This is a genomic window from Pseudomonas sp. P7548 (assembly GCF_013386585.1).
Taxonomy (GTDB): domain Bacteria; phylum Pseudomonadota; class Gammaproteobacteria; order Pseudomonadales; family Pseudomonadaceae; genus Aquipseudomonas.
The window spans coordinates 50,915-76,123 of sequence record NZ_JACARO010000090.1 but is presented as its reverse complement, the minus strand read 5'-3'; the positions used below and the strand labels follow the sequence as shown (position 1 = coordinate 76,123).

The window sequence follows — 25,209 nt, the reverse complement described above, 5'->3', positions numbered from 1 at the left end:
CGATAAAAATTAAAGGCTTGGTTCTTCGTCCTTCTCTTTCTTGATCCGCAGGTAGATTTCCTCGCGGTGGACCGCTACCTCTTTCGGAGCATTAACCCCGATACGTACTTGATTGCCTTTGACGCCGAGCACGGTCACGGTGATTTCGCCATCACCGATAATCAGGCTTTCTGCGCACCGACGAGTCAGAATCAGCATACCTTTCTCCTCACGCATTTCAGTTCAGGAACAACAGTCTGCAAAAAAAAGGCCTTCGACCTACAACCAAAAAGGTCATAGCCCTACCCGCCTAAGTATTGTCGAGCCCACGCAAAAGAACATGCGCCCCACAAAAAAAGGAAAGGCGCGGTAAACCGCGCCTTCCTGGCACTGCATCACTCGCCCTGTCGGGCCGGAGCGTCGAGCTCAAAAGCGGTGTGCAAGGCGCGCACAGCCAACTCCAGATACTTCTCTTCGATCACCACCGAGACCTTGATCTCAGACGTGGAGATCATCTGGATGTTGATGCTTTCCTTGGCCAGGGCCTCGAACATGCGGCTGGCAACGCCGGCATGGGAACGCATGCCCACACCCACGATCGACACCTTGGCAATCTTGGTGTCGCCGACCACTTCACGTGCGCCGATCTCGCGCGCGGTGTTCTGCAGGATCCGCTCCGCCGCATCGTACTCGTTGCGGTGCACGGTGAAAGTGAAATCGGTGGTGTTATCGTGCGAAACGTTCTGCACGATCATGTCGACTTCAATGTTCGCGCCACTGATAGGGCCCAGGATCTTGAAGGCCACGCCCGGGGTGTCTGGCACGCCACGGATCGTCAGCTTGGCTTCATCGCGGTTGAAAGCGATGCCGGAAATGATCGGCTGTTCCATGGATTCCTCTTCATCAATAGTAATGAGGGTGCCCGGACCCTCTTTGAAGCTGTGCAATACGCGCAGCGGAACGTTGTACTTGCCGGCGAACTCCACCGCGCGAATCTGCAGCACCTTGGAACCGAGGCTGGCCATTTCCAGCATCTCTTCAAAGGTGATCTTGTCCAGGCGCTGGGCCACGGACACCACACGCGGGTCAGTGGTGTAGACGCCGTCGACATCGGTGTAGATCTGGCATTCATCGGCCTTCAGGGCCGCTGCCAACGCTACGCCAGTGGTGTCCGAACCGCCACGCCCGAGGGTGGTGATATTGCCTTGCTCGTCAACGCCCTGGAAACCGGCGACAACGACCACTCGACCTTCCTTCAGGTCCGCACGAATCTTCTGATCGTCGATCTGCAGGATGCGCGCCTTGGTGTGCGCACTGTCGGTCAGGATACGTACCTGGCTGCCAGTGTAGGACACCGCGGGCACGCCACGCTTGTTCAGCGCCATGGCCAACAGGGCAATGGTCACCTGCTCACCGGTCGACACGATCACATCCAGCTCACGCGGCAGCGGCTGTTGATCACCGCTGATTGCCTTGGCCAGGTCGATCAGGCGATTGGTCTCACCGCTCATGGCCGACAGCACCACCACCAGGTCGTCGCCGGCATCGCGGAATTTCTTAACCTTGTCGGCGACCTGCTCGATTCTTTCGACAGAGCCGACCGAGGTGCCTCCAAATTTCTGTACGATCAAAGCCATTTCTAAGCCGCCTCAGCCCGTAAAGGGGCGCCCAATAAACAAATCTTCCAGCACCGCAGCGAGCCCATGACTAGACCATAGGCTCATTAACAGTGCCTTAAATGCCTGCCTCGACAAACGGCACGGTCAGGGCCAGGGCCGCGTCCAGGGAGCCTGCGTCTACACCACCGCCTTGCGCCATGTCCGGACGACCACCGCCCTTCCCGCCCACTGCCGCAGCGGCTTGCTTCATCAAATCACCGGCCTTGAGTTGGCCAGTCAGGTCCTTGGTTACACCGGCAACCAGAACGACCTTATCCTCATGGACACCGCCGAGCAGGATCACTGCGCGGCCGAGCTTGTTCTTCAACTGATCGACCAAGGCCAACAACGCCTTGCCGTCCTGGCCATCCAGGCGCGCAGCCAGGACTTTCACACCCTTGACGTCCAGCGCGGTAGCAGACAAATCGTCACCCGCCGCACTGGCTGCCTTGGCTTGCAACTGTTCCAGCTGTTTCTCCAGCGCACGGTTGCGCTCCAGCACAGCGGACAGTTTGTCGATCAGGTTGTCGCGGCTGCCCTTGACCAGGCTGGCCGCTTCCTTGAGTTGTTCTTCGGCCGCATTGAGGTAGGCCAGGGCCGCAGCACCGGTCACCGCTTCAATACGACGTACACCGGAGGCCACGCCGCCTTCGCTGATGATCTTGAGCAAGGCAATATCGCCGGTACGGTTGGCGTGGATACCGCCACACAGTTCCACCGAGAAATCGCCGCCCATGCTCAGCACGCGCACGCTGTCGCCGTACTTCTCGCCGAACAGCGCCATGGCGCCCTTGGCCTTGGCGGTCTCGATATCGGTCTCTTCGGTTTCCACTGCGGTGTTCTTGCGGATCTCGGCGTTGACGATGTCTTCCAGCGCCTTGATCTGCTCAGGCTTGATCGCTTCAAAGTGGCTGAAGTCGAAACGCAGGCGCTGGCTGTCCACCAACGAACCTTTCTGCTGAACGTGCTCGCCCAGTACCTGGCGCAGTGCAGCGTGCAGCAAGTGAGTGGCCGAGTGGTTCAGCGACGTGGCGTGACGCACGTCCGCGTCCACATGCGCGTCTACCGGCGAACCTACGGTCAGGCTGCCCGAAGCCAGCACGCCGTGATGCAGGAACGCACCACCGGTCTTGGTGGTGTCGCGCACGTCAAAACGGCCGGAAGCAGCCTTGAGGAAGCCGCAGTCGCCGATCTGGCCACCGGATTCGGCGTAGAACGGGGTCTGGTCCAGCACCACAACACCGTCGTCACCTTCATTCAAGACGTCGACCGACTGGCCTTCTTTATAGAGGGCAACCACTTTGGCCGAGGCTTGGGTGGCGGTGTAGCCGGTGAACTCGGTGGCCACGTCAACTTTGACCAGGCTGTTGTAGTCCAGGCCGAACGAGCTGGCCGAACGTGCGCGCACGCGCTGGGCTTCCATCTCGCGCTCGAAACCTTCCTCGTCGAGGGTCAGGTTGCGCTCACGGGCGATGTCGCCGGTCAGGTCCATCGGGAAACCATAGGTGTCGTAGAGCTTGAACACCACGTCGCCCGGCACCACGGTGCCCTGCAGGCCGGCAAGGTCCTGCTCGAGGATTTTCAGGCCCTGCTCCAGGGTCTTGGCGAACTGCTCTTCCTCGGCCTTCAACACGCGCTCGATGTGCGCCTGGTTCTGGGTCAGCTCAGGGAACGCGTCGCCCATCTCGGCCACCAGGGCCGCGACGATCTGGTAGAAGAAGCTGCCGTTGGCACCCAGCTTGTTACCGTGGCGGCAGGCGCGACGGATGATGCGGCGCAGCACATAACCACGACCTTCGTTGGACGGCAGCACGCCGTCGGCAATCAGGAAACCGCAGGAACGGATGTGGTCAGCCACCACCTTGAGCGAAGCCTGCTCTTCGTTGGCGCAACCGATGGCCTTGGCAGCCGCGGCCAGCAGGCTCTGGAACAGGTCGATTTCGTAGTTGGAATGCACGTGCTGCATCACCGCACTGATCCGCTCCAGGCCCATGCCGGTGTCCACCGACGGCGCTGGCAGTGGATGCAGCACGCCATCGGCGGTGCGGTTGAACTGCATGAACACGTTGTTCCAGATCTCGATGTAACGGTCGCCGTCTTCTTCCGGCGAGCCCGGAGGGCCGCCCCAGATGTCGGCGCCGTGGTCGTAGAAGATCTCGGTGCAAGGGCCGCACGGGCCGGTGTCGCCCATGGTCCAGAAGTTGTCGGACGCGTACGGCGCGCCTTTATTATCGCCAATGCGCACCATACGCTCGGCCGGTACGCCAACCTGCTTTGTCCAGATGTCGTAGGCTTCGTCATCGCTGGCGTAGACGGTCACCCAGAGTTTTTCCTTCGGCAGCTTCAGCACGCCGGTGAGGAAGGTCCAGGCGAAGTTGATCGCGTCCTGCTTGAAATAGTCGCCAAAGCTGAAGTTGCCGAGCATTTCGAAAAAGGTGTGGTGACGGGCGGTGTAGCCGACGTTCTCCAGGTCGTTGTGCTTACCACCGGCGCGCACGCACTTCTGGCTGCTGACAGCACGGGTGTAGGCACGTTTTTCCTGACCCAGGAAGCAGTCCTTGAACTGGTTCATGCCCGCGTTGGTGAACAGCAGGGTGGGGTCATTGCCTGGGATCAAGGAGCTGGAGGCTACACGGGTGTGACCTTGCTCTTCGAAGAAGCGAAGGAAGGCTTCACGGATTTCTGCGCTTTTCATTAGGTTCTTCCACGGAGGCTGCGGCCAAAGGCCAGTGCGCAACATCATCAGACGGAGCGACGGCAAAGGGCCGCATTATATCGGCCCTTTGCCGGTGGTACAGCGTGTTTATGCGATAGAAACAGTCAATTAGACGGTCTGCACTGTCATTTTCGGGAAAACTCGACAAATGTCTGCAGCACCTGCTCCATCTGCGCCCGGCTCACGTCCAGATGCGTGACCATGCGCAGGCGCGGTGCGGCGCTCAACGTGATGCCGCGCTCGGCGGCAAACGCCTTCAGGGCCTGCGCCCGGTCGCCGATCTGCACGTAGACCATGTTGGTCTGCACCGGCTCGACCTCAAAACCGGCCTTGCGCAGTTCATCCCCTAGCCATTGGGCGTTGGCGTGGTCCTCGGCCAGACGCTGCACCTGATGATCCAGGGCATACAGCCCCGCTGCCGCCAGCGAACCGGCCTGACGCATGCCACCGCCGACCATCTTGCGCAGGCGACGCGCCTTGGCGATCAACGCCGTGGAGCCGCACAGCACCGAACCAATCGGCGCGCCGAGGCCCTTGGACAGGCACACCGACACCGAATCGAAATGCCGGGCAATTTCCCGCGCATCCACGCCCAGCTTGACCGCCGCGTTGTAGAGCCGCGCGCCATCCAAATGCAGGGCCAGGCCGTGTTCACGGGTAAACGCCCGCGCCTTCGCCAGGTACTCCAGCGGCAACACCTTGCCTTGCATGGTGTTTTCCAGCGCCAGCAGACGCGTGCGGGCAAAGTGGAAGTCATCAGGCTTGATCGCCGCCAGCACCTGGTCCAGGTCCAGCGAGCCGTCCGCCTGCACTTCCAGTGGCTGGGGCTGGATCGAACCGAGCACCGCCGCGCCGCCACCTTCGTACTTGTAGGTGTGGGCCTGCTGGCCGACGATGTATTCCTCGCCACGCTCACAGTGCGCCATCAACGCCAACAGGTTGCTCATGGTGCCGGTGGGCACGAACAACGCGGCAGCAAACCCCAGGCGTTTGGCCAGTTCGGCTTCCAGATGGTTGACGCTGGGGTCTTCGCCGTACACGTCATCACCGCTGGCCGCATTGGCCATGGCGTCCCGCATGCCGGGGGTGGGTTGGGTCACGGTGTCGCTGCGCAGGTCGATCACAGACATGAAACAAGCCTCTGAGGGATGAGTAAGTTCCTTTTGAAACAGATTACTGCGGGCAAAGCCACGGAATATCAAGCCCCAAACCCCTTCAATCGAATACCAACCAAACAAACCGATATAGCTTATCGATACAGCGGTGGTGCAGTTTTTGAAAAACCGTGTTAAAAACTCTCCGCCGCCAGGGTTCTGGCGGCAACGTTCTCAGGGCGGGGTGCAATTCCCCACCGGCGGTAATTGCACGCAATGTGCATAGCCCGCGAGCGCTTGGCGCCTCGAACTGCTCACGCAGGACGGCGACAAGGTCAGCAGACCCGGTGTGATCCCGGGGCCGACGGTCATAGTCCGGATGAAGAGAGAACGGGATTGGCACCTAAGGGCCGCGCGCCGACCTCATGCTTGCATGACGAAGCTGTCCGTACCCTTAAATCCCATTCGATTCATAACGCCCTGTTTTTTTCTTAAACAGGAGTCAGAACATGCAACCCACCGCAATCGACAGCAAAATCAAGCACCACCACGGCGAGCGCGTCGCGTTTATCCAGGCCTGCTGGCACAAGGATATTGTCGACCAATCGCGCAAAGGCTTCCTCGCCGAAATGATCGCCCAGGGCTACCAGGAATCGGACATCGATTTCTTCGAAGTCGGCGGCGCCTTTGAAATGCCCCTGCACGCCAAGCTGCTGGCCAAGACCGGTCGTTACGCCGGCATCGTCGCCGCCGCGCTGGTGGTGGACGGCGGCATCTACCGCCACGAATTCGTCGCCCAATCGGTGGTCAGCGGCCTGATGCAAGTGCAGCTGGAAACGGAAGTACCGGTGTTCTCGGTGTCCCTGACCCCGCACCACTTCCACGCGGGCAGCGAACACCACACCTTCTTCTTCGATCACTTCGTGCACAAGGGCCAGGAAGCCGCCCGCACCTGTGCCGATACCCTGCACAAGGTACGTGCAATCCGCCGCAGCGAGCAGAAGCTGGCGGTCTGAATCCAGGCCGCGTCAAAAACGCCCCGCTCACCCCCGTGACCGGGGCGTTTTCATTGAAGCATCTACCACCGACGTTCCAGGTAGATGCGGTCTAGTGAGCCACCGGCTGATCCCCAGCCTGCCACTCACATGAGGCCTGCACAACCATGACTCGCCCCCACTTTGTGCCTGACACCCCCAGCGACACCTATGCCATATACGGTGGCTGCCCGTCCCTCAACGACCTGGGACTGGAGCCCATCCTGCCTTTATCGTCGGAAAAAATGGTCTACCAGGACAATCACCTGAACGTCGTGCGCGTCAGGTTGCGCACGCTTAACCGCAAGCCCCCGCTGGACGACCTGCTGCGGTTTACCTTCAAGGCCGAGCAAAACTCGCTCTGGCTCACCACCGAGGGCGATCAGTTACATCTCCATGTGGCCAACACGCTCTACCGGATCATCCCTTCATCCAGACAACAGACCCTCATCCTCACTACCCGTGAGGGCGCAGACACGTTGCACCTGGACGATGGCATAGAAAACCCCGTCGTTATCAACTCAGGTTCCGGAGATGACTACCTGAATGTCGGCGGTCGGCATACTACCCTCTTGACCGGCGAGGGTAACGATACCGTTAAAGTCACCTCGGGCATCTGCAACCTGGACGCCGGCAGCGGCGATGACAGCATCCACATTTCCAGCGCTGAGAACACCCGGGTTTATGCCGGCCTGGGCGACGACCGTGTTCAAGCAGGCAGCGGGTTGAACTTCATCGACGGCGGCCCCGGCGATGATGTCATCACCGGCGGCAGCGGGCATAACATTCTCAGTGGGGGTGACGGCAACGACGCCATCAATGCCGGCACTGGCACCCATGTCATCTACCCCGGCCAGGGGCATGACCTTGTCAGTCGGCTAAAACCGATCGACACGGTATACAGCCAGCCGGATACGAAAATGGTCGCCATCAGCAATGCTCAACGCCGTGAGTGGATGCTGGAAAAACTCAACACCCTGCCTTTACCCAGTGTCGAACAGATCATGGCGGTGCTGATGCCTGACGATCCCAATGCCGTCAATCACACGCTGGTGGCTGCCAGTGACGCCGGTAAAACCGGCGTACGGGTCGAGGGCACGGCGGATTTCATCGCGCGCGTAGAGGCAGACCTTGCACTGTTTCGCCTCTCACCCAATGGGCAACAGCTGTTGCTGGCGCTGGATACTGCGGCACAAAAGGGCGGGCAACCGGTGCGAATTGAGTTCTTTGAAATGGCGAACGCGTCGTTCACGCTGTCCTCCACAACAGAGGAACCCGTCCTTCGCAACGGCCAACCTGGCACCCCGGCCTACGGGGGGTTGGTGAAATACAACCCGAACTTCAGCCCGTCAGGTCTGCTGCCGATCATCGGGCTGTATCACGAGCTGTGTCACGCCTACAACGCTGTGACCGGCACCGCAGTCCCTGGCGAGACCGCAGAAACAGAAGGGAGCAAAACCGTACAGACGCCCAACCGAGAGCGTCAGGCCGTGGGCCTGCCCATTGCCATGGAGCCTTTTGACTTCGACTTCAACCCTGCGACGCCGCCCACACAGACAAACCCCGAAGCCTTCACCGAAAATGGCATTCGCAAGGAGTTCGGACTGCCGCTGCGCAGCAGCTACTTTTCGAGCAAGAAAGGCGACTAGCCCAGCGCCGCATCCGAGCAAGGCACAATCAGAATCCCTGCCCGCAGGCCATTCTTGACCTTCGGGTTGGGGAAGATGATCCGCGCGCCTTCCTCCTCGATCACCCAGCGGGTCTTGGCCACGTCCTCCGCCAGCAGATACCCCTTGGCCAGCGGAGAGAAGTTTTCCACATCCGCCGGCAAGTGCATCAGGAAAGCATCGCTGTGCTTGATGACTTCACGGGACACGGCAAACAGTTGCAGGCCATCCAGGCTGGACACCTCAGGTTCGGTGCCTTCGATGATCTGCTTCAAGCGGGTTTCCAGGCGGGACACGTCCACGCCCTGGTTCTGCCCGAACGGCCGCGCCTTGCCCAATTCCAGGGTGAAGGCTTCGGCCTCCAGTTGCTCGTAGGTGAATGCGGTAAAGGTGATCGAGGTCTTGTTCTGCAACAACACCGCTTCCATGCCGGCGGCACGCAGGCGTTCCAGTTCGCGGCGTGAATGCTGGCGCCCGTCCTTCCACGGGTACAGCGCAAACTGTTCGATCTTCGAACCACGAATCGCCGTGTGCAGGTCGTAATGCAGGCGCGAACGGCCCGGCAGGCTGAAGAAGGTGCGGGCCAGTTGCTCCAGCTCGGCGGCGCGCATGGCCTCCGGGCCGATGTTTTGTTCGTGACGGCCGTTGAACAGCCGGTTGACGTCCAGTTCCAGGTAACGCTCGCCGCGACGCATGGCCTCGGGGTTGCCGAACAGGAACAGGATGCGGTTGCGGGGCTTGATCTCCCCACGGGCAATGCCATGCAACAGGCGGTCGAGCAGTTCGATCGGCGCGGTTTCGTTGCCATGGATGCCAGACGACAGCAGCAGGTCGCTGCCGTTGTCGCGGCCCTGCGGCGGGCGTACTTCAAGCGCGCCCTCGCTGAGCCAGCGCATCTGCACGCCGTCGACAGTCAGTTGAATTTTTTGCGCCGGTTCACGACCGGCGAGGGTCAGTTCAAGCAGTTTGCCGAGGGCGAGCATAAGCAGCTTCCTTAGTGGTTGCAGCCTGGACCGTGGACGTGATCGTCGTCACCTTCAACGTCGGCCGGTTCCATTTCCAGTTGCAGGCTCATCAGGTTGGTGGCCAGCGGGCGCATCAGCAGGTTGGCGTACTCGGCGTCGCCTTCTTCCACGTCCACGCCGATCAGCAGTTGGCCACGGCCGTCGTGCTGGATCCAGATCTCCTTGCCCTGCCACACCACGGCGACGCGGGTGCAGGAAGTTTCCAGCTGGGTGCCGTCGGTGTCTTCAAGGATCAGCTTCAGGGTGTCGGTGGTCATAACTATAGTTCTCAGCCGTATGGCGTTAATTGATCTGGAAAGGATAAACCGAGCCCAGTTTAAGGATTTGCGTCAGTTCATCCAGTGCCGTCCGGCATTCAAGCAGTAACTGCGGGTCAGCCAGGTCGCTTTCGCGCAGGCTGTCACGGTAATGCTTGCCTACCCACTGGGTCAGTGTTTCGTACAATGGCGCCGTCATGATAACGCCTGGATTCACCGCCGCCAGTTCCGTTTCATTCAACGCCACGCGCAAGCGCAGGCACGCCGGGCCGCCGCCGTTCTGCATGCTTTGCTTGAGGTCGAACACCTTCACTTCGCGGATCAGCCCACCGGAAGCGGTCAGGCCCTGCAAGTACTGCCAGACGCGCTCGTTGGCGCGGCATTCTTCCGGCACGATCAACAGCATCGAGCCGTCGGCACGGCTGAGCAACTGGCTGTTGAACAGGTACGAACGCACGGCGTCCTCGACGCTGACCTGGGCGCGCGGCACGCAAACGGACTGGAAGTTGCCGCCCAGCTTGCCCAACTTGGCGTGCAGTTCGCCCAGCATCTGTTCGGTATTGAGGAACGCGTCCTCGTGATAGAACAGCACTTCGCCGTTGCCCACCGCGATCACGTCGTTGTGGAACACGCCGGCATCGATCACCGCCGGGTTCTGCTGGGCGTAGACCACGCCGTCGTCCTTGAGCCCGTGCAGGCGTGCAACGGCCTGGGACGCTTCAAGGGTCTGGCGCGCCGGGTACTTCTGCGGCGCCGGGTAGCGCGGATCGAACGCACTGCGGCCGAACACGAAAAACTCAACGCCCGCCTCGCCGTACTCACGGCAGAAACGCGTGTGGTTGGCGGCGCCTTCGTCACCAAACTGCGCCACGGCCGGCAAGGCGGCGTGATGGGCGAAGTGCTTCCCATCGGCGAACATCGCGCCCAGCACGCGGCTGGTGGTCGGGTGCTCGATGCTGCGGTGGTATTTGCAGTTGAGGTTGGCGGCGGTGAAATGCACGCGGCCGTCAAAGGTGTCGGCGCTCGGGCTGACCGTGGCGGCGTTGGCCACCCACATGCTCGACGCCGAGCAGCTCGCCACCAGCAGCGGCATGGCTTGCTTGGCGGCCTGCTGGATCACCTGGGCGTCGCTGCCGCTGAAACCGAGGCTGCGCAAGGCGGCCACATCAGGACGTTCCTGGGGCGCCAATACGCCTTGCACAAAGCCCATGTCCATCAGGGCTTTCATTTTCTGCAGGCCCTGCAACGCCGCTTCCTTGGGGTTGGAATGCTGCTGGCTGTTGCTCTGGGACGCGACGTTGCCGAAGGACAAACCGCCATAGTTATGGGTCGGCCCCACTAGACCGTCAAAATTGACTTCATAGGATTTCATCGGCGAGGCTCCACGAACATCTGTTTTTATAGGCATCAGCTGCGACGCTTAAATCACCGCAACTCTCTATCTGTAAACCCAATCAACTGTAGGAGCTGGCTTGCCGGCGATGCAGACACCTCGGTCCGTCAGTTGGACCAGGGTGATGCAATCGCAGGCAAGCCTGCTCCCACACAAATCAGCCCCACCTTTAGATCAGCGTAATGCCAGGGGTCAGGGTTGCTGGCACCGCCAAGGTTGGGGTTTCTAACGACGCCACCGGGTACGCGCAATAATCCGCCGCGTAATACGCACTGGCGCGGTGGTTGCCCGAGGCCCCTACCCCACCAAACGGCGCGGTACTGGCGGCGCCGGTCAGCTGTTTGTTCCAGTTGACGATCCCCGCCCGGCTTTCCAGCCAGAACTGCTGGTAGCGCGCCTCGGAGTCCGACAACAAGCCCGCCGCCAGGCCGTATTGCGTGTTGTTGGCCTCGGCAATCGCCGCTTCGAAACCCGTGTAGCGGATCACTTGCAGCAGCGGGCCGAACAGCTCTTCGTCTTCACGCTCGGTCACGCCGGTCACGTCAATGATGCCTGGGGTCAGCAACGCCGCCTGATCCTGGGGCTGGGTCATTTCCAGCAACGCGACCGCGCCGTTGGCCAACATCAATTCCTGGGCTTCCATCAGTGCCTTGGCTGCCGCGAGGGAAATCACCGAGCCCATGAACGGCGCGGGTTGCTGGTCAAACGAGCCCACTGCAATGGTCGAGCTGACCGCCACCAGGCGCGCCAGCAGCGCATCGCCCCACGCGCCTTCCGGCACCAGCAGGCGGCGCGCACAGGTGCAACGCTGGCCTGCCGAGATGAACGCCGACTGGATGATGGTATAGACCGCCGCATCCACGTCAGCCACTTCATCCACCACCAGCGGGTTGTTGCCGCCCATCTCCAGGGCCAGGATCTTGTCCGGACGCCCCGAGAACTGCTGGTGCAGATGGTTGCCGGTACGGCTGGAACCGGTGAAGAACAACCCGTCGATACCCGGGTTGGCCGCCAGGGCGATACCGGTTTCCCGCGCGCCCTGCAGCAGGTTCAACACACCCGCTGGCAAACCGGCTTCGATCCAGCATTGCACGGTCAGTTCGGCAACCTTGGGGGTCAGCTCGCTGGGCTTGAACAGCACGGTGTTACCCGCCAGCAACGCCGGCACGATGTGCCCGTTGGGCAAGTGACCCGGGAAGTTGTAGGGGCCAAACACCGCCACCACGCCGTGGGGCTTGTGGCGCAATACGGCAGTGGCGTCGGCCAGGGGGCCGCTCTTCTCGCCGGTACGCTCGCGGTAGCTTTGCACCGAGATGGCGATCTTGTTGGCCATGCTGGTGACTTCGGTGGCCGACTCCCACAGCGGCTTGCCGGTCTCTTCACCGATGCAATGGGCGATTTCATCGGCGCGTTGTTTCAGGGTAGCAGCGAAGGTTTCCAGCACACTGATGCGTTCTTCCAACGGGCGCCTGGCCCAGGCCGGGAATGCCTGGCGCGCGGCCTGCACGGCGGATTCAACCTGCTCGGCCGTGGCGCCATTGCCCGCCCACAGCACCTGCTGGGTCACCGGGTTGCGCGATTCGAACAGTTCACCCTGGCCAGCCAGCCAGCTACCTGCGATATACAGCGAATTCATTACTTGGACTCCCGAGCAGCGGACAACGGTACGGCACGCACTTGATCACCCACCACCAGTTGCAGGCGCTTGGCGGTCAGCGGATCGACCACCAAAGTGCCCGCTGCCAGGCGGGCCGGTGCGGCGGTAATACGGCACTCTTCGCGTTTGCGGTTGTGGATGAGGAACGGCGTGGCGTCATCCCCCGGCGTGCCGATGGCCAACACCAGCGACTGGCTGTCGCGCACCGCACGGATCTTGGTGGTTTCACACTCCACGGCCGGGCCGGCGTCGAAGATATCGACATAGCCCTGGTAGCTGAAACCTTCGCTCTTGAGCATGCTCAGCGCCGGCTCGGTGTCCGGATGCACCTTGCCGATCACGTTGCGCGCGTCTTCGGACAGGAAGCAGCTGTACAGCGGAAACTTCGGCATCAACTCGGCGATAAACGCCTTGTTGCCCACACCGGTGAGGTAGTCGGCCTGGCTGAACTCCATCTTGAAGAAGTGACGGCCCAAGCTTTCCCAGAACGGTGAACGCCCCGCGTCGTTGGACACACCGCGCATCTCGGCGATGATCTTGTTGCCAAACAGCTGCGGGAATTCGGCGATGAACAGCAGGCGTGCCTTGGCCAGCATGCGGCCGTTGAGGCCGGTGCGGTAATCGGCGTGCAGGAACAACGAACACAGCTCGGAGTTGCCGGTGAGGTCGTTGGCCAAAAACAGCGTCGGAATCTCGCGGTAGATATTCAGTTCCTGGGAGGCGCTGACGGTCAGGCCCACCCGGAAGTTGTACCAGGGCTCACGCAGGCCGACGGCACCGGCGATGGCGGAAATGCCCACTACGCGGCCTTCGTCGTTTTCCAGCACGAACAGGTAGTCGGCATCGCCACGCCCGGCGTCGCCGCGAAAGGTTTTTTCCGCCCAGCCAACCCGGTGTGTCAGGCGCTCTTCGTTGGCCGGCAAGGTGGTGAGGCCGGTGCCAGTGCTGCGCGCCAGATCAATCAGGGCCGGTAAATCGCTGCTGCGTACGGGACGAACGATCATGCTATCTCCTCAGACGGGCCGCTGCCTGGCAGCCACCCGCGACACTCAATTCTTTAAACCGCGACCAGGCGCACACTCGCGCCTTCGCCAACACCCAGGGCCTCGGCGGCGGCCAGGTCCAGGGTCACTGGCTTGCCCGGCGCGTAGTCCAGCTCCAGCATCACCGCGCGGTAATCCTGCAACTGCCCGTTGCTCACCAGGTACTGGCGGCCGGCACCCTTGACCATCTCGCCGATCTTCACCGGCACCACGCGGCTCTGAGCGATGGAGCGAATGCCCGAGACCCGTGCGTGCAATGTCGGGCCACCGTCGAAGATGTCGATGTAGTGGTCGGTCTCGAAGCCTTCGCGCATCAGGATGTCGAAGGTGATCTGCGCACGCGGGTGCACCTGGCCCATGGCTTCCTGGGCTTCGTCCGGCAGCAGCGGCACGTAGATCGGGTAATGCGGCATCAGCTCGGCGAGGAAGGTACGGCTTTTCAGCCCACACAGGCGCTCGGCGGCGGCGTAGTTGAGGTCGAAGAAATTGCGGCCGATGGCGTCCCAGAACGGCGAGTCACCGTTCTCGTCGCTGTAGCCGACGATCTCGGTCACCACCGAGTCGGCAAAGCGCTCGGGGTGGCTGGCGACGAACAGCAGGCGGCCACGGGAATTGAGTTCCGACCACGGCGAACCGACCAGCTCGGGCACCACGTAGAAACTGGTGAGCAGGCTGTTGCCGGTGAGGTCGTGGCATTGGGAAAGCACGTGGATCTTGTTGTGGATCTTCAGCTCGCGGGAGGCGTGCACGAAGGTCTCATTACGAAAGCTGTAGAACGGCTCGGAATAACCGGCCGAAGCGACGATGGCCGAGCAGCCGGCGAGCTTGCCGCTCTCGGTGTCTTCGAGCACGAAGAAATAGCTTTCTTCACCGTTGAAACTCACCTCGGCCGCGAAGGACGCTTCGCTGGCGGCGATCTTGTCGCTGAGGCGTTCCACATCGTCCGGCAAGGAGGTGACACCAATCGGGCTGTCCGCAGCCAGACGCTGTACCTCGCCCAGATCAGCCATTTGCGCGGGGCGCATCACCAGCATGGTGTCACTCCTTAACTCGAAAACTTGCAGAGGAAAAAATGCCGGACAGATTCTGATTCGGAGCGGGCTTGTGTGGCGAGGGAGCTTGCTCCCTCGCCACACAAGCGGCTCCCACATTTGATCCAGTCCGGCCTTTTGAATGTGTGTTCGGCGCCCGATCGTTCGGACGCCAAACGGTGTATCAAGCTTGCGTCAGCGCTTTTACAGCACGTTCAAAACGGTCCAGGCCTTCCTTGATGTCCGCCTCTTCCACCACCAGGCTTGGTGCAAAACGCACCACGTCCGGGCCGGCTTGCAGGATCATCAGGTTTTCTTTCTCGGCCGCGTTGAACACGTCCTTGGCCTTGCCCTTGTACGCATCGCTCAGCACGCAACCGAGCAGCAGGCCCATGCCGCGCACTTCGGTGAAGATGCCGTATTGCTTGCCGATCTGTTCCAGGCGCGCCTTGAACAGGTCGTGCTTGGCGTTCACGCCGGCCAATACCTCAGGGGTGTTGATCACGTCGATCACCGCTTCTGCCACCGCGCACGCCAGCGGGTTGCCGCCGTAGGTGGTGCCGTGGGTGCCGACCACCAGGTGCTTGGCCAGGTCTTCACGGGTGAGCATGGCCGCAATCGGGAAACCGCCGCCCAGGCTCTTGGCGCTGGTGAGGATGTCTGGCACTACGCCGTAATGCTGGTAGGCGAACAGGTGGCCGCTGCGGCCCATGCCGGTCTGCACTTCGTCGAACACCAGCAGCGCGTTGTTGGCATCACACAGTTCACGGGCGCCTTGCAGGTAAGCCAGTTCGGCCGGCAGCACGCCGCCTTCGCCCTGGATCGGCTCCAGCACCACGGCGCAGGTCTTGTCCGACACAGCGGCTTTGAGCGCCGCCAGGTCGTTATAAGGAACGTGGGTGATGCCGGTGATTTTAGGGCCGAAACCATCGGAGTACTTGGACTGGCCACCGACGTTGACGGTGAACAGGGTACGGCCGTGGAAGCTGTTCAGCGCGGCGATGATCTCGTACTTCTCGGTACCGAAGCGGTCGAACGCAACGCGACGGGCCAGCTTGAACGCGGCCTCGTTGGCCTCGGCGCCGGAGTTGCAGAAGAACACGCGCTCGGCAAAGGTGGCGTCGATCAGCTTGTGGGCCAGGCGCAGGGCCGGCTCATTGGTGAAGACGTTGGAGACGTGCCACAGCTTGTTGGCCTGTTCGGTCAGCGCGCCGACCAGCGCCGGATGGGCGTGGCCCAACACGTTGACCGCGATGCCGCCGGCAAAGTCGATCAGCTCGCGCCCCGCCTGGTCCCATACACGAGAACCTTCGCCACGCACGGGGATGAAGGCGGCAGGTGCGTAGTTAGGCACCATGACCTGGTCGAAATCGGCACGTTGCACCGGGGCTTGCTCAACGGACATCGGAGTCTCCTGAAGAGGAACGCCTGCCTGGAACTGGCGGGCGATGCAGGGATTGTAAGGACAGTTTTCAGTGCAGCCTTGTCGCCAAGCGACAACTTCTTATAGCGCCAACCCGCGATTTTGGCGGGTTTACGCCAATGCGACAAATACCATCGCAATGGCGCAGTTTAAACTAACTATCTAGAGCCGACGGGGTGAAACACGCTGATCTACTGATGTGCTTTCCTGCCATCAGAGATTGAGCATGAGCACACCCTCCTCCTCCCGCCAGCCCGACAGCCACTACCAGCTTCTCCGAAACGCCATCCCAAGCTGGATAGGCAAGGCCTCCAGCGCCAAACAGCACGCCCTGGCCCGCGCCCAACCCCGGCCATTGCCCGCCAACGCCGCGCTCAAGCGCCTGAACGCGGAGCACTGGAACGCTCAAAATGCAGTGGATGACGCACTCAAACACGTCAAAGGTCCCAAGGACTTTGCCCGTCAGGTACTTGAACAGGCCCTGAAAACGCGCCACGGCCTGAACCTCAACAGTGAAACCGTGTTTCTGCGCCTGTACATCCCCCAGCACGTCCCCTGGTTTTCGATCCCTTCCGGGGCTGCGCGCACCTGGACCGTGTCGTTGCTGGACGCGGCCTTGCATAACTTCGAACACGACGAAACCCTTGAAGGCGCCTTCGAACCCGCCTCGACGTTCATCACCACACCCTCCGATACCGGCCAGTTCGACACGCTGCCCGGGATCCGCGAAAAAATCAGTGTGAGCACCTTCACCCGCCTGTGCCGCGAACTGGATATCGGCGCGCGCTACCAACGCTATTTGCGCGAGCAACTGGGCCTCGACGAACCTGTCAGCGCAGCGGTGCTTGAGCACAAGGTAACCGTCAGCCAGAAAGCGGCCTTGCGGGGGGCCCTGCAACTGGCCCGTGCGCGGGGCGACATCGGTGACGACTTTGCACAGCAGGTGCAAGAACTGCTGGAAGGGCGCCCCACGCTGAAGCTGGGTAACCTGGCGCTGCGCTGCCACGCTTTAACGATGATGGACGTGCCGCTGACCGGCATCCTGCTGCTCGCCCCCGACCTGGAACACATCCGCTCCGTGCAGCGCCTGCTGGCCTATATACCGGACGACCCGCAGCATCCGCTCAAGGAATATGCATCGCCACTGGCGTTCAAGCAGGCCCTCACGCAGCAGTTGCGCAGCACCGATTACCAGGCTTTTTTCAGCCGTTTCGTCGCCCATGACCAGCGTGGGCGCTTTTTTGCCGACCTGAGCCAGCGCCTGGGCCGAGTCACCTGGCACCCGCCCGAGCGTGGCAGCAACCTGGCGCCGTGGCGCAATCAGCCGACCGATGCCCCCAGGCTGCGCTTTGCCGCAGACGTGATCCAGGGTGAGCCGTGGCAACACGCCTATCAGCAAAGGCTCAACCAGATTCTCAACGATGCGCGAACCCAGGCCGTGTCGACGGCCGACGTCGACCGCAATGCCCGCTGGGCGCTGTGGGACTCGTTCGTCAATGTCGCGTCGTCCATCCTCAACGCAGCCTTACTGATAGTCGCCCCGTTTATTCCGGGACTGGGAGAGTTGATGCTGGGCTATATGGCCTATCAACTGCTCGACGAGGTATTCGAGGGCGTCATCGACTGGGCAGAAAACACTACGCGGGAGGCCTTCACCCACTTGATGGGTGTGCTGCAATCCCTGGTGGAACTGGGTGCCTTCGGCGTGGGCAGCACGATCGGCATCGCCGAACTGCGCAAGGTGCTACCGACACAGGTGGTGGCGTTCATCGACCGCTTCAAACCGGTGACCCTCGCCAACGGCAACAGCCGTTACTGGAAACCCGACCTCAGCGCCTATCAACGCGACCTCAGCTTGCCACCTCGCCTGGGTATCAACGAACACGGTTTGCACACCGTGCGTGGCGAATTGATCCTGCCCCTGGATGACAAGCTGTACGCCGTGGAACCGGTTGAACACAGTACGCACTACCGCCTCAAACACCCCACACGCCCAGAGGCCTATCAACCCCTGGTTCGGCATAACGGCGCAGGCATCTGGCACACCGAACTGGAGCGCCCCCTGCAATGGGACCGCAGCACCCTGCTGCAGCGCCTGGGCCACAAGGCCGAGGGGTTGAGCCAGGTAGACCGTGAACAGGCCCTGGGCATCAGTGGCGTACAGGAAGACGCCCTGCGCAAGGTGCACGTCAACAGCCTGCCCCTGCCGCCCTTACTGGACGACAGCCTTGCACGCCTGCGCATAGACCGTGACCTCACACGCCTGATCGACAGCTTGCGCAGCGACGACCCGGCGGTATACGGCAGCATCGACCCCCAGGACACATTGCAACTGCTGACCACTTACGGCAACTGGCCGCAAGACAAGTCACTGCTCTTTCTTGACAGCCGGGGCCAGGTCACCTGGTCCTTTGGTGACACGCGCAAACCCCGGGTGCAAATCCATGAAGCGCAGTTGAAAAACGGCGACTTGCTCAAGACCATCCTCCAGAGCCTCACCCCGGATGAACTACGCGTTCAATTCGACGAACGCATCGGCGACCCGCAGTTGAGCCTGGACGTTCGCAGCCGGCAACTGCGTCAAACACTGGCGCAAAGGGCCGAACACCAACGTGCGGCCTTGTTCGACTCCCGCTATGGGGCCCTGCCCTCTGCGCCAACACCTGACGCGCGGCAGATTCAGCACACCACGGCCGGCCTGCCCGCCAGCGTAGCGCAGCGACTGGCAGGCGATGCCAGCGGCGCCGAACTCGAAACCCTCGACCAGCGCCGCACGCCTGCGCGCCTGGCGGAGCTGGCCCAGGCAGCCCTGGATGAGGTGCGCCTCAATCGGGCCTATGAGGGCCTGTATCTCACCTCACAACGCAGTGTCGACAGCGATCGGCTGATCCTCAACTCCCTGCGGCTGCAACCTGGCTGGTCGGATCAAGTCCGGCTGGACGCACGCCACCACCGCCACGAAGGGGCCTTGTGGAACAGCATCGGCCCGGCTGATGCCCCGATCCGTCGCACACTGGTGCGCCTGGGTTCCGGCCTGTACGTGCCCCATGACGGCAGCCAAACCTTATCCGGGGAAACCGACCTGTACAGCGCGATCCTCCACGCCCTGCCTGATAAGCAACGCCAGGCGTTGAACATCGACATCCATGACGGCCCCGAGCTGCGAAGACGCCTGGCACACCAGCCGCTGCCACGCGAAGTGGTACGTGCCCAGATGGACACCCCTCAATCGCGCCCTGTGCGCCTCGAAACCCTGCGCCTGCTCGGCAACACCGAGGGCTACACCGCAGAACCTGCTGCCCCGGCCCAGCCTGCGACGCCGTTGCAACGCGCTCGCAGCCTGTTTCCGATTCTGAACGAGCAACAAGCCCAGCAGTTGATCGACCAATTGCCCGCGCCTCCCGGCGACGCCAGCGCGGCACTCGCCTTGCTGGAAACCGAATATCAGGACCTGGACACGTCGCTGGCCACCTGGCAACGCACCCTGCCCTCGCAACATCCCGACACTGGCACACCGCTGAGCCCGAGCCGGCGTCGTTATGAGCGACAAAACCGCGCGCATATCGCCGAGCAACTGCGGCGCTGCTGGCGTCGGGAAACCGAGGCTGACAACTACTACGAGGACCCGGCGCGCGACGGCTTCACGCTGCGTTTGAGGTGGCCGATCCTCGGCGAACTGCCGACGCTCGATCACCCGCTGATACACGTCTCCTCCCTGACGTTGATCGGCGCCGACGGCACGTTGGGGGTTGCGCGTTTTATCGAGGCCTTTCCAAGCCTGCGCCACCTCGAAATCAGGGACATCCCCCTCGGCGACCTCCCGCCCTCAATCAACAACCTGCCTCATCTGCGCATCGTGAGCCTGGATAACTGCCGTATCACTCTCAGCACCGCCAGCGCCGCGCGCCTGGCCGCCCTGAGCGACCTGCAGGGGCTCAACCTGCATCAGAACCCCTTGGGGCAAGTGCCAGACCTTCAAGCCATGCGTGACCTGCAAGACCTGGACCTGTCCGAGACGGGCATTGAGCACATGCCCGTGGGCCTGCTCAACCTGCCCGACCTGGAGACTGTCTTTTTGAGCGGCAACCAACTGCGCGATCTGCCGCCGAGCCTGTTTGAACTGCCACCTGCGGCCAGCCAACGCTTCGACCTTTCGGGTAACCCGCTTACGCAGCCCACACTGGAGCGCATCAAAGCCTATTACCAACAGCATGGCATCCACTGGGAGGCCGACGCTGCCGAGGTTGACCAACGAGACGCGCGCCTGCTGTATCCCTCGCTCAGTCATGATGCCCTCAATCAATTCATCTTCAGCCTGCCGGGCGACATCGAAGCCGGGCGGCGCGAACTGGCACGGCTGGCAGACGAGCTGAAGACCTTGCAGAGCGAATTGACAGGCTGGTCGAGTGCTCCGGGACTCTCCGGGCTGGAACACGCCAGGCGTCAGTCGCTGCACCGCGTGCTGGAAAACAGCTGGCGCCGGGAAACACCCCAGGATACGCGCTTGATCCATGCCTTGAACTTGCCCGCAGCCCTGGCCGGCGACCTGCCGACACTGAGCGCACAGTTCAACCACATCGGTTACCTGAGCCTTGAAGGCAACGGCGCCCCCATGCAGCCGGAGGCCTTTCTCAAGAGCTTCACTGCACTGGACATTCTCAGTATCCAGAACGCACAGCTGGGGGACATTCCCGCCTCGGTGTTCGACCTGCCCAAGCTCACGCACCTGGGCCTGACGCGCTGCGGCATCACACTGTCGCAGACCAGCAGGAATGCACTCGCGGGGATGACGCGCCTGGAGCACCTGGACCTGTCCTACAACCCTCTGGGCCTGGTGGTGGACTTTCAGCGCCTGGCCCACTTGAAGGATATTTCGCTGCAAGGCACCGGCCTGCGAGAAGTTCCTCCGGGCTTGTTGACCCAGGACCGCCCGATGGCCATCAACCTAAGCCACAACGCCATTACCGAACTGCCCGAGGCCAGCTTTACGCTGCCTGTCACCGCCACTCACCGTTTCAACCTCTATGCCAACCCGTTGTCGCGCCGCAGCCTGGACCTGATCAAGGCCTACTGCCAACGCACCGGTGAATTCTTCAACGCCCAAAGCCCGACGACCGAACGTGAAAGGGTCGAGGCGCTGTACCCGCTGCTGTTGGAAAAAGAAGCGGACCGGTTTGTCTTCACGCTACCCGGGCACATGGATGAGGTCGCCGCCTACCTGACGCACCTGGAAGCCGAGTATGAACAACTGACGACGGACCTGGAGCACTGGGTCCTGGACGTTCCGCAACGCCATCCCATCCTGGACATCCCCTTGGATGAGGACACACAAGCCCGGGAGCAATTGCAACGACGTGCTTTCAAAACACTGCTGGAGCAAGCATGGCGCCGCGAAAGCGCAGAAGACGATGAAAGCCTCGACGATGAACTCACCCACAGCCTGAACCTCGATACACCGATCATGGGCGCGTTGCCACAGCTGAGTGCACGGCTTGAACATATCTCACGGTTCGAAATGAACGGCGACGGCACGACCACGTCGCTGGACGGCACGCTGCGTTGCTTTCCCAACTTGCAGACACTGAATGTGCGCAGCTGCCAGCTGCAGACCCTGCCCACTGCGCTGTTCAACCTGCCCAAGCTCTCCAGCCTGGAAATGAACGAGTGTGCAATCACCTTGACAGCAGACAGTGCACGGGCCATCGCGGACTTGAGCGCAATGGAGTTTCTCGACCTTTGCGACAATCCGCTGACGTTGTCTCCTGACGTCAGCGGCATGAGCCAATTGGTGGCACTGCATTTGCGCGCCACCCACATCAGCACGGTGCCCGCAGGGGTGTTCCAACTGACCGAACTGCAAACCCTGGACCTGAGTGACAACCTGATTACGGAGATTCCGCCCGACCTGCTGGAAATGATTCCTGTGTTTCACGATGACAGCGACCTGAGCGGCAACCCGCTGTCGCCCGAAAGCCTGGACTTGCTCAGGCGCTACTTCCAGCGCACGGGCAACGAGTTCCAGGTGATCGAAGCCACTCAGGACGAACACGGCAATCCACTGCCGTCTCCCCAGGCCCAGCCACAGGAGGAGTGAACCGGCTCAACCGCGCTCGGCGGGCACCGAGGACAGTTCGAACGGGCTGCTGCTGCGGCGCTGGTTGCGGTCTTCGCGGGGGGTGGCGCCGAAGAAGTTGCGGTAGGCGCTGGAGAAATGCGGCCCCGAGGAGAAGCCGCAGGACAGGCCGATCTGGATGATCGACTTGCTGGTTTGCATGAGCATCTGGCGGGCCTTGTTCAGGCGCAGTTCCAGGTAATACTGGCTGGGGACGCGATTGAGGTATTGCTTGAAGATGCGTTCGAGTTGTCGTCGCGACACGCACACGTGCTGGGCGATTTCGTCGGTGGTCAGCGGCTCTTCGATATTGGCTTCCATCAGCAGAACCGCCTGGGTCAGCTTGGGATGGCTGGAACCCAGGCGGTTTTGCAGCGGAATACGCTGACGCTCGCCGCCTTCGCGGATGCGCTCGACCACCAGTTCTTCGGAGACGGCGCCAGCCAGTTCGGCGCCATGGTCACGGGCCAGTACTGCCAGCAGCAGGTCGAGCACCGACATGCCGCCACAGGCGGTGAGGCGGTCGCGGTCCCAATCGAACAGGTGGCTGGTGGCGATGACCTTGGGGAAACGTTCGGCGAAATCGTCCTGCCAGCGCCAGTGCACCGCGGCGCGATAACCGTCGAGCAGGCCGAGCTGGGCCAGCGGGTAGACCCCCGCCGACAGGCCGCCGATCACACAACCGGCGCGCACCAGCTGCTTGAGGGCGGTGCTCAGTTGCGAAGCGATGACGGTGGGCGGTTCGTCCGCCAGCAGGAACAGCTTCTGGAACCCTTCCAGCTTGCCGGCCCATGGCTCGCCCGGCAGTTGCCAGGCGCCGTCGGTGGCGGGTTCGGCGAGCAGGAATGACAGCTCGTAGACCACTTCCGGATGCACCCGCTGGGCAACGCGCAAGGCCTCCTCAGCCAGCGCAAGCGTCAGGGCTTTTGTGCTGGGCCAAATCAGGAAACCAATTCGATGGGCGGTCATGGGGAGCTATCCGAAGCGAGTAACGGTAATGAAGACAAAGGCCAATGCTAGCCGGTAAACGAACACAAATCTCAAAACATGTGGAGATCCAATGTGGGAGCTGGCTTGCCTGCGATAGCGGTCGGTCAGTGGGCACATCTGTTTCTGATAGACCGCTATCGCAGGCAAGCCAGCTCCCACAGGGGATTGAGGTCAATTTCAAGGCTGTGAAGCATGCACTACTTCAGTGCACAAAAGCAGCCTTGATTATTTCAAACTGCCGGACAAGAACTGCTGCAAACGCTCGGACTGCGGGTTCACCAGCACTTCACGCGGGTTGCCGCGCTCTTCGACGATGCCTTTGTGCAGGAACACCAGCTGGTTCGACACTTCACGGGCAAAGCCCATTTCGTGGGTCACCACCACCATGGTGCGGCCTTCCTGGGCCAGGTCCTGCATCACCTTGAGCACTTCGCCGACCAGCTCCGGGTCGAGCGCCGAGGTGGGTTCGTCGAACAGCATCACCTCAGGCTCCATCGCCAAGGCACGGGCGATCGCCACGCGCTGCTGCTCGCCACCGGACATGTGGCCGGGGAACGCATCCTTGCGATGACCCACGCCGACTTTGGCCAGGTAATGCTCGGCCTTTTCACGGGCCTCTTTCTTCGACACACCCAGCACGTGCACCGGGGCTTCCATCACGTTTTCCAGCGCGGTCATGTGGGACCACAGGTTGAAATGCTGGAACACCATGGACAGGCGCGAACGCATGCGCTGCAGTTGCTTGGGGTCGGCAGCCTTCATGGCGCCGTCCTTGTTGGCCACCAGTTTCAGCTCTTCGTTGTTGAGCAGAATCTTGCCGGCGTGGGGTTGCTCCAGCAGGTTGATGCAGCGCAAAAAGGTACTTTTGCCCGAACCACTGGAACCGATGATGCTGATCACATCACCGGCCGCGGCGGCCAGGGACACACCTTTGAGCACTTCATGACTGCCATAGCGTTTATGCAGGTCTTGGACTTCAAGTTTGTACATGCGGTCGGTTCTCACAAAAACAGGTGGTCAGTCGTTGAGCAAGCGCCCGTGACGCAGCGCTTCGCGCCCCGCCACCTTGGCCAGCCAGAAACCCGCTTGGGCATAACGTAGCCGTTCAACGGCAAACAACACCCCGGACGTGCCCGCGCAGACAATGCTCACGCGGTCGGTCAGAGGATCAATCACTTCAAAAATCGCCTCGCCTTTTTCGATCCAGTCACCGGCTTTACGCAGGTAGCTGATGACCCCGGCGTGAGGGGCGAACAGCAATTCAGTGCCCTCGAAGGGCAAGCCTTCACAGGGTTCAAATTGTGGTGCGGGCCATTCGCCTTCGATCAAGCCTTGTTCGGCCAGGAACGCGAGGATGCCTTCAGCGTGGAAGATCGCCTCGTCGCGCCCGGTGTCCGCCTGGCCACCCAGTTCCAGGGTAGTCGCCAGGCACGCCAATGGAACCTGCGCCTCGGGGAACGCCTGGGACAAACGCAACCACGGCAACGAGCAAGCTTCATCGAACGAGCTGCCGCCGGAGTCTTCCGCCAGCAGGCCGACCTTGACATTCAGGTGCGCCGACAGCGAACGCCACTGCGGCCAGTGCTGGGGCAGCGCGTACATGTGCAGTGCGGCTTCGGCGTCGCAATGCAGGTCGAGCACCACGTCGGCGGTACAGGCGTGGCTGAGCAACAAGCGCTGCATGCCTTGCAGCTGACTGCTCGGCGCCGGTAAGGCGTTGAGCACATCGCTCATCGCTTGGCGGATCATGCGCACGTTGGCGTGAGGATCATCCCCCAGCTTGCCCTTGAGCAACTCGGCCACCGGTTCGCTCAACTCGACGAAATCACGGTTGAAATTCTTGCCGCTACCGATCTCGAAACGCCCTTGGTGGCTGCCTTGCAGCAACTGCCCCAGGCCCATCGGGTTGGCCACCGGTACCAGCTCGATCACGCCATTGAGGGCGCCTTGCTGTTCCAGCTCGGTGAGGCGTTTTTTCAGCTCCCACGCGGCGCGCATACCGGGCAATTCATCGGCGTGCAAGCTGGCCTGGATATAGGCCTTGCGCTCGCCACTGCCGAAACGGAACACGCTCAGCTGACGCTCGCAACCCAGGTGACCCCAGGGCAACCGATGATCGATACGTTCCAT

Annotated in this window: 17 protein-coding genes and 1 riboswitch; of the genes, 3 read left to right on the top strand and 14 right to left on the bottom strand. The window is 61.8% G+C overall.

The window, feature by feature from the left end; genetic code table 11:
- Positions 1 to 9 precede the first annotated feature (9 nt).
- The 4 genes from csrA to ltaE all read right to left on the bottom strand — a co-directional run bounded on the left by csrA (position 10) and on the right by ltaE (position 5,483).
- Entirely contained in the window at positions 10 to 198 is a 189-nt protein-coding gene (csrA, locus tag HX803_RS28695; protein WP_003175645.1) for a carbon storage regulator CsrA, read from the bottom strand.
- 176 nt (positions 199 to 374) lie between these two features.
- Positions 375 to 1,616 carry an aspartate kinase gene (locus HX803_RS28690; protein WP_178925492.1) on the bottom strand — a complete coding sequence of 414 codons (1,242 nt, stop codon included), beginning with the start codon at positions 1,614 to 1,616 and terminating at the stop codon, positions 375 to 377.
- A gap of 97 nt (positions 1,617 to 1,713) precedes the next feature.
- Entirely contained in the window at positions 1,714 to 4,332 is a 2,619-nt protein-coding gene (alaS, locus tag HX803_RS28685) for an alanine--tRNA ligase (protein ID WP_178925490.1), read from the bottom strand.
- A gap of 146 nt (positions 4,333 to 4,478) precedes the next feature.
- On the bottom strand, positions 4,479 to 5,483 hold the full coding sequence (gene ltaE / locus HX803_RS28680; RefSeq protein ID WP_178925488.1) for a low-specificity L-threonine aldolase: 1,005 nt from the start codon (positions 5,481 to 5,483) through the stop codon (positions 4,479 to 4,481).
- 190 nt (positions 5,484 to 5,673) lie between these two features.
- Positions 5,674 to 5,843, top strand: a riboswitch (FMN riboswitch).
- Between the two features lie 113 nt (positions 5,844 to 5,956).
- Between ltaE and HX803_RS28675 the strand changes: the two genes are divergently transcribed.
- Positions 5,957 to 6,463 (top strand): 6,7-dimethyl-8-ribityllumazine synthase, encoded by a 507-nt coding sequence (locus HX803_RS28675; RefSeq protein WP_178925486.1) that lies wholly within the window; start codon positions 5,957 to 5,959, stop codon positions 6,461 to 6,463.
- 146 nt (positions 6,464 to 6,609) lie between these two features.
- A complete protein-coding gene (locus tag HX803_RS28670; protein WP_178925484.1) occupies positions 6,610 to 8,130 on the top strand; it encodes a M91 family zinc metallopeptidase in 1,521 nt (506 codons plus the stop codon).
- On the opposite strand, the gene astE is transcribed toward HX803_RS28670, so the two are convergent.
- The 7 genes from astE to HX803_RS28635 all read right to left on the bottom strand — a co-directional run bounded on the left by astE (position 8,127) and on the right by HX803_RS28635 (position 15,959).
- Positions 8,127 to 9,131: a succinylglutamate desuccinylase gene (gene astE, locus HX803_RS28665; RefSeq protein ID WP_178925482.1), complete on the bottom strand. Its 1,005-nt coding sequence runs from the start codon at positions 9,129 to 9,131 to the stop codon at positions 8,127 to 8,129. The two genes, HX803_RS28670 and astE, sit on opposite strands and share 4 nt — an antisense overlap.
- Positions 9,132 to 9,142: 11 nt before the next feature.
- Entirely contained in the window at positions 9,143 to 9,430 is a 288-nt protein-coding gene (locus tag HX803_RS28660; protein WP_177013231.1) for a topoisomerase II, read from the bottom strand.
- Between the two features lie 25 nt (positions 9,431 to 9,455).
- A complete protein-coding gene (astB, locus tag HX803_RS28655; protein ID WP_178925480.1) occupies positions 9,456 to 10,802 on the bottom strand; it encodes an N-succinylarginine dihydrolase in 1,347 nt (448 codons plus the stop codon).
- Positions 10,803 to 10,992: 190 nt separating this feature from the next.
- Positions 10,993 to 12,459 carry a succinylglutamate-semialdehyde dehydrogenase gene (astD, locus tag HX803_RS28650; protein ID WP_178925478.1) on the bottom strand — a complete coding sequence of 489 codons (1,467 nt, stop codon included), beginning with the start codon at positions 12,457 to 12,459 and terminating at the stop codon, positions 10,993 to 10,995.
- A complete protein-coding gene (gene astA, locus HX803_RS28645; RefSeq protein WP_178925476.1) occupies positions 12,459 to 13,484 on the bottom strand; it encodes an arginine N-succinyltransferase in 1,026 nt (341 codons plus the stop codon). Before astA ends, astD begins: the two co-directional genes overlap by 1 nt.
- A 53-nt stretch (positions 13,485 to 13,537) precedes the next feature.
- Positions 13,538 to 14,557, bottom strand: coding sequence for an arginine/ornithine succinyltransferase subunit alpha (gene aruF, locus HX803_RS28640; RefSeq protein ID WP_176997960.1), 1,020 nt, complete (start codon positions 14,555 to 14,557; stop codon positions 13,538 to 13,540).
- 181 nt (positions 14,558 to 14,738) lie between these two features.
- Complete coding sequence (locus HX803_RS28635; RefSeq protein WP_178925474.1) at positions 14,739 to 15,959, bottom strand: aspartate aminotransferase family protein; 1,221 nt, start codon at positions 15,957 to 15,959, stop codon at positions 14,739 to 14,741.
- Positions 15,960 to 16,203: 244 nt separating this feature from the next.
- Here HX803_RS28635 and HX803_RS28630 point away from each other — a divergent pair, with 244 nt between their 5' ends.
- Positions 16,204 to 22,071, top strand: a complete 5,868-nt coding sequence (locus HX803_RS28630) for a dermonecrotic toxin domain-containing protein (RefSeq protein ID WP_178925472.1) — start codon at positions 16,204 to 16,206, stop codon at positions 22,069 to 22,071.
- 6 nt (positions 22,072 to 22,077) lie between these two features.
- Here HX803_RS28630 and argR read toward each other — a convergent pair whose 3' ends face one another.
- The 3 genes from argR to HX803_RS28615 form a co-directional block, all read right to left on the bottom strand.
- Positions 22,078 to 23,058 (bottom strand): transcriptional regulator ArgR, encoded by a 981-nt coding sequence (argR, locus tag HX803_RS28625; RefSeq protein WP_178925470.1) that lies wholly within the window; start codon positions 23,056 to 23,058, stop codon positions 22,078 to 22,080.
- 246 nt (positions 23,059 to 23,304) lie between these two features.
- On the bottom strand, positions 23,305 to 24,069 hold the full coding sequence (locus tag HX803_RS28620; protein WP_016973723.1) for an ABC transporter ATP-binding protein: 765 nt from the start codon (positions 24,067 to 24,069) through the stop codon (positions 23,305 to 23,307).
- Between the two features lie 27 nt (positions 24,070 to 24,096).
- Entirely contained in the window at positions 24,097 to 25,209 is a 1,113-nt protein-coding gene (locus HX803_RS28615; protein WP_178925468.1) for a succinylglutamate desuccinylase/aspartoacylase family protein, read from the bottom strand.

Bases quoted from the DNA above. Each gene is read 5' to 3' on its own strand.
- HX803_RS28660 (WP_177013231.1), bottom strand. From the start codon at position 9,430: ATGACCACCGACACCCTGAAGCTGATCCTTGAAGACACCGACGGCACC.
- csrA (WP_003175645.1), bottom strand. From the start codon at position 198: ATGCTGATTCTGACTCGTCGGTGCGCAGAAAGCCTGATTATCGGTGAT.
- ltaE (WP_178925488.1), bottom strand. From the start codon at position 5,483: ATGTCTGTGATCGACCTGCGCAGCGACACCGTGACCCAACCCACCCCC.
- astE (WP_178925482.1), bottom strand. From the start codon at position 9,131: ATGCTCGCCCTCGGCAAACTGCTTGAACTGACCCTCGCCGGTCGTGAA.
- alaS (WP_178925490.1), bottom strand. From the start codon at position 4,332: ATGAAAAGCGCAGAAATCCGTGAAGCCTTCCTTCGCTTCTTCGAAGAG.
- HX803_RS28690 (WP_178925492.1), bottom strand. From the start codon at position 1,616: ATGGCTTTGATCGTACAGAAATTTGGAGGCACCTCGGTCGGCTCTGTC.
- astA (WP_178925476.1), bottom strand. From the start codon at position 13,484: ATGATCGTTCGTCCCGTACGCAGCAGCGATTTACCGGCCCTGATTGAT.
- HX803_RS28620 (WP_016973723.1), bottom strand. From the start codon at position 24,069: ATGTACAAACTTGAAGTCCAAGACCTGCATAAACGCTATGGCAGTCAT.
- HX803_RS28675 (WP_178925486.1), top strand. From the start codon at position 5,957: ATGCAACCCACCGCAATCGACAGCAAAATCAAGCACCACCACGGCGAG.
- HX803_RS28635 (WP_178925474.1), bottom strand. From the start codon at position 15,959: ATGTCCGTTGAGCAAGCCCCGGTGCAACGTGCCGATTTCGACCAGGTC.
- astB (WP_178925480.1), bottom strand. From the start codon at position 10,802: ATGAAATCCTATGAAGTCAATTTTGACGGTCTAGTGGGGCCGACCCAT.
- aruF (WP_176997960.1), bottom strand. From the start codon at position 14,557: ATGCTGGTGATGCGCCCCGCGCAAATGGCTGATCTGGGCGAGGTACAG.
- HX803_RS28615 (WP_178925468.1), bottom strand. From the start codon at position 25,209: ATGGAACGTATCGATCATCGGTTGCCCTGGGGTCACCTGGGTTGCGAG.
- HX803_RS28630 (WP_178925472.1), top strand. From the start codon at position 16,204: ATGAGCACACCCTCCTCCTCCCGCCAGCCCGACAGCCACTACCAGCTT.
- astD (WP_178925478.1), bottom strand. From the start codon at position 12,459: ATGAATTCGCTGTATATCGCAGGTAGCTGGCTGGCTGGCCAGGGTGAA.
- HX803_RS28670 (WP_178925484.1), top strand. From the start codon at position 6,610: ATGACTCGCCCCCACTTTGTGCCTGACACCCCCAGCGACACCTATGCC.
- argR (WP_178925470.1), bottom strand. From the start codon at position 23,058: ATGACCGCCCATCGAATTGGTTTCCTGATTTGGCCCAGCACAAAAGCC.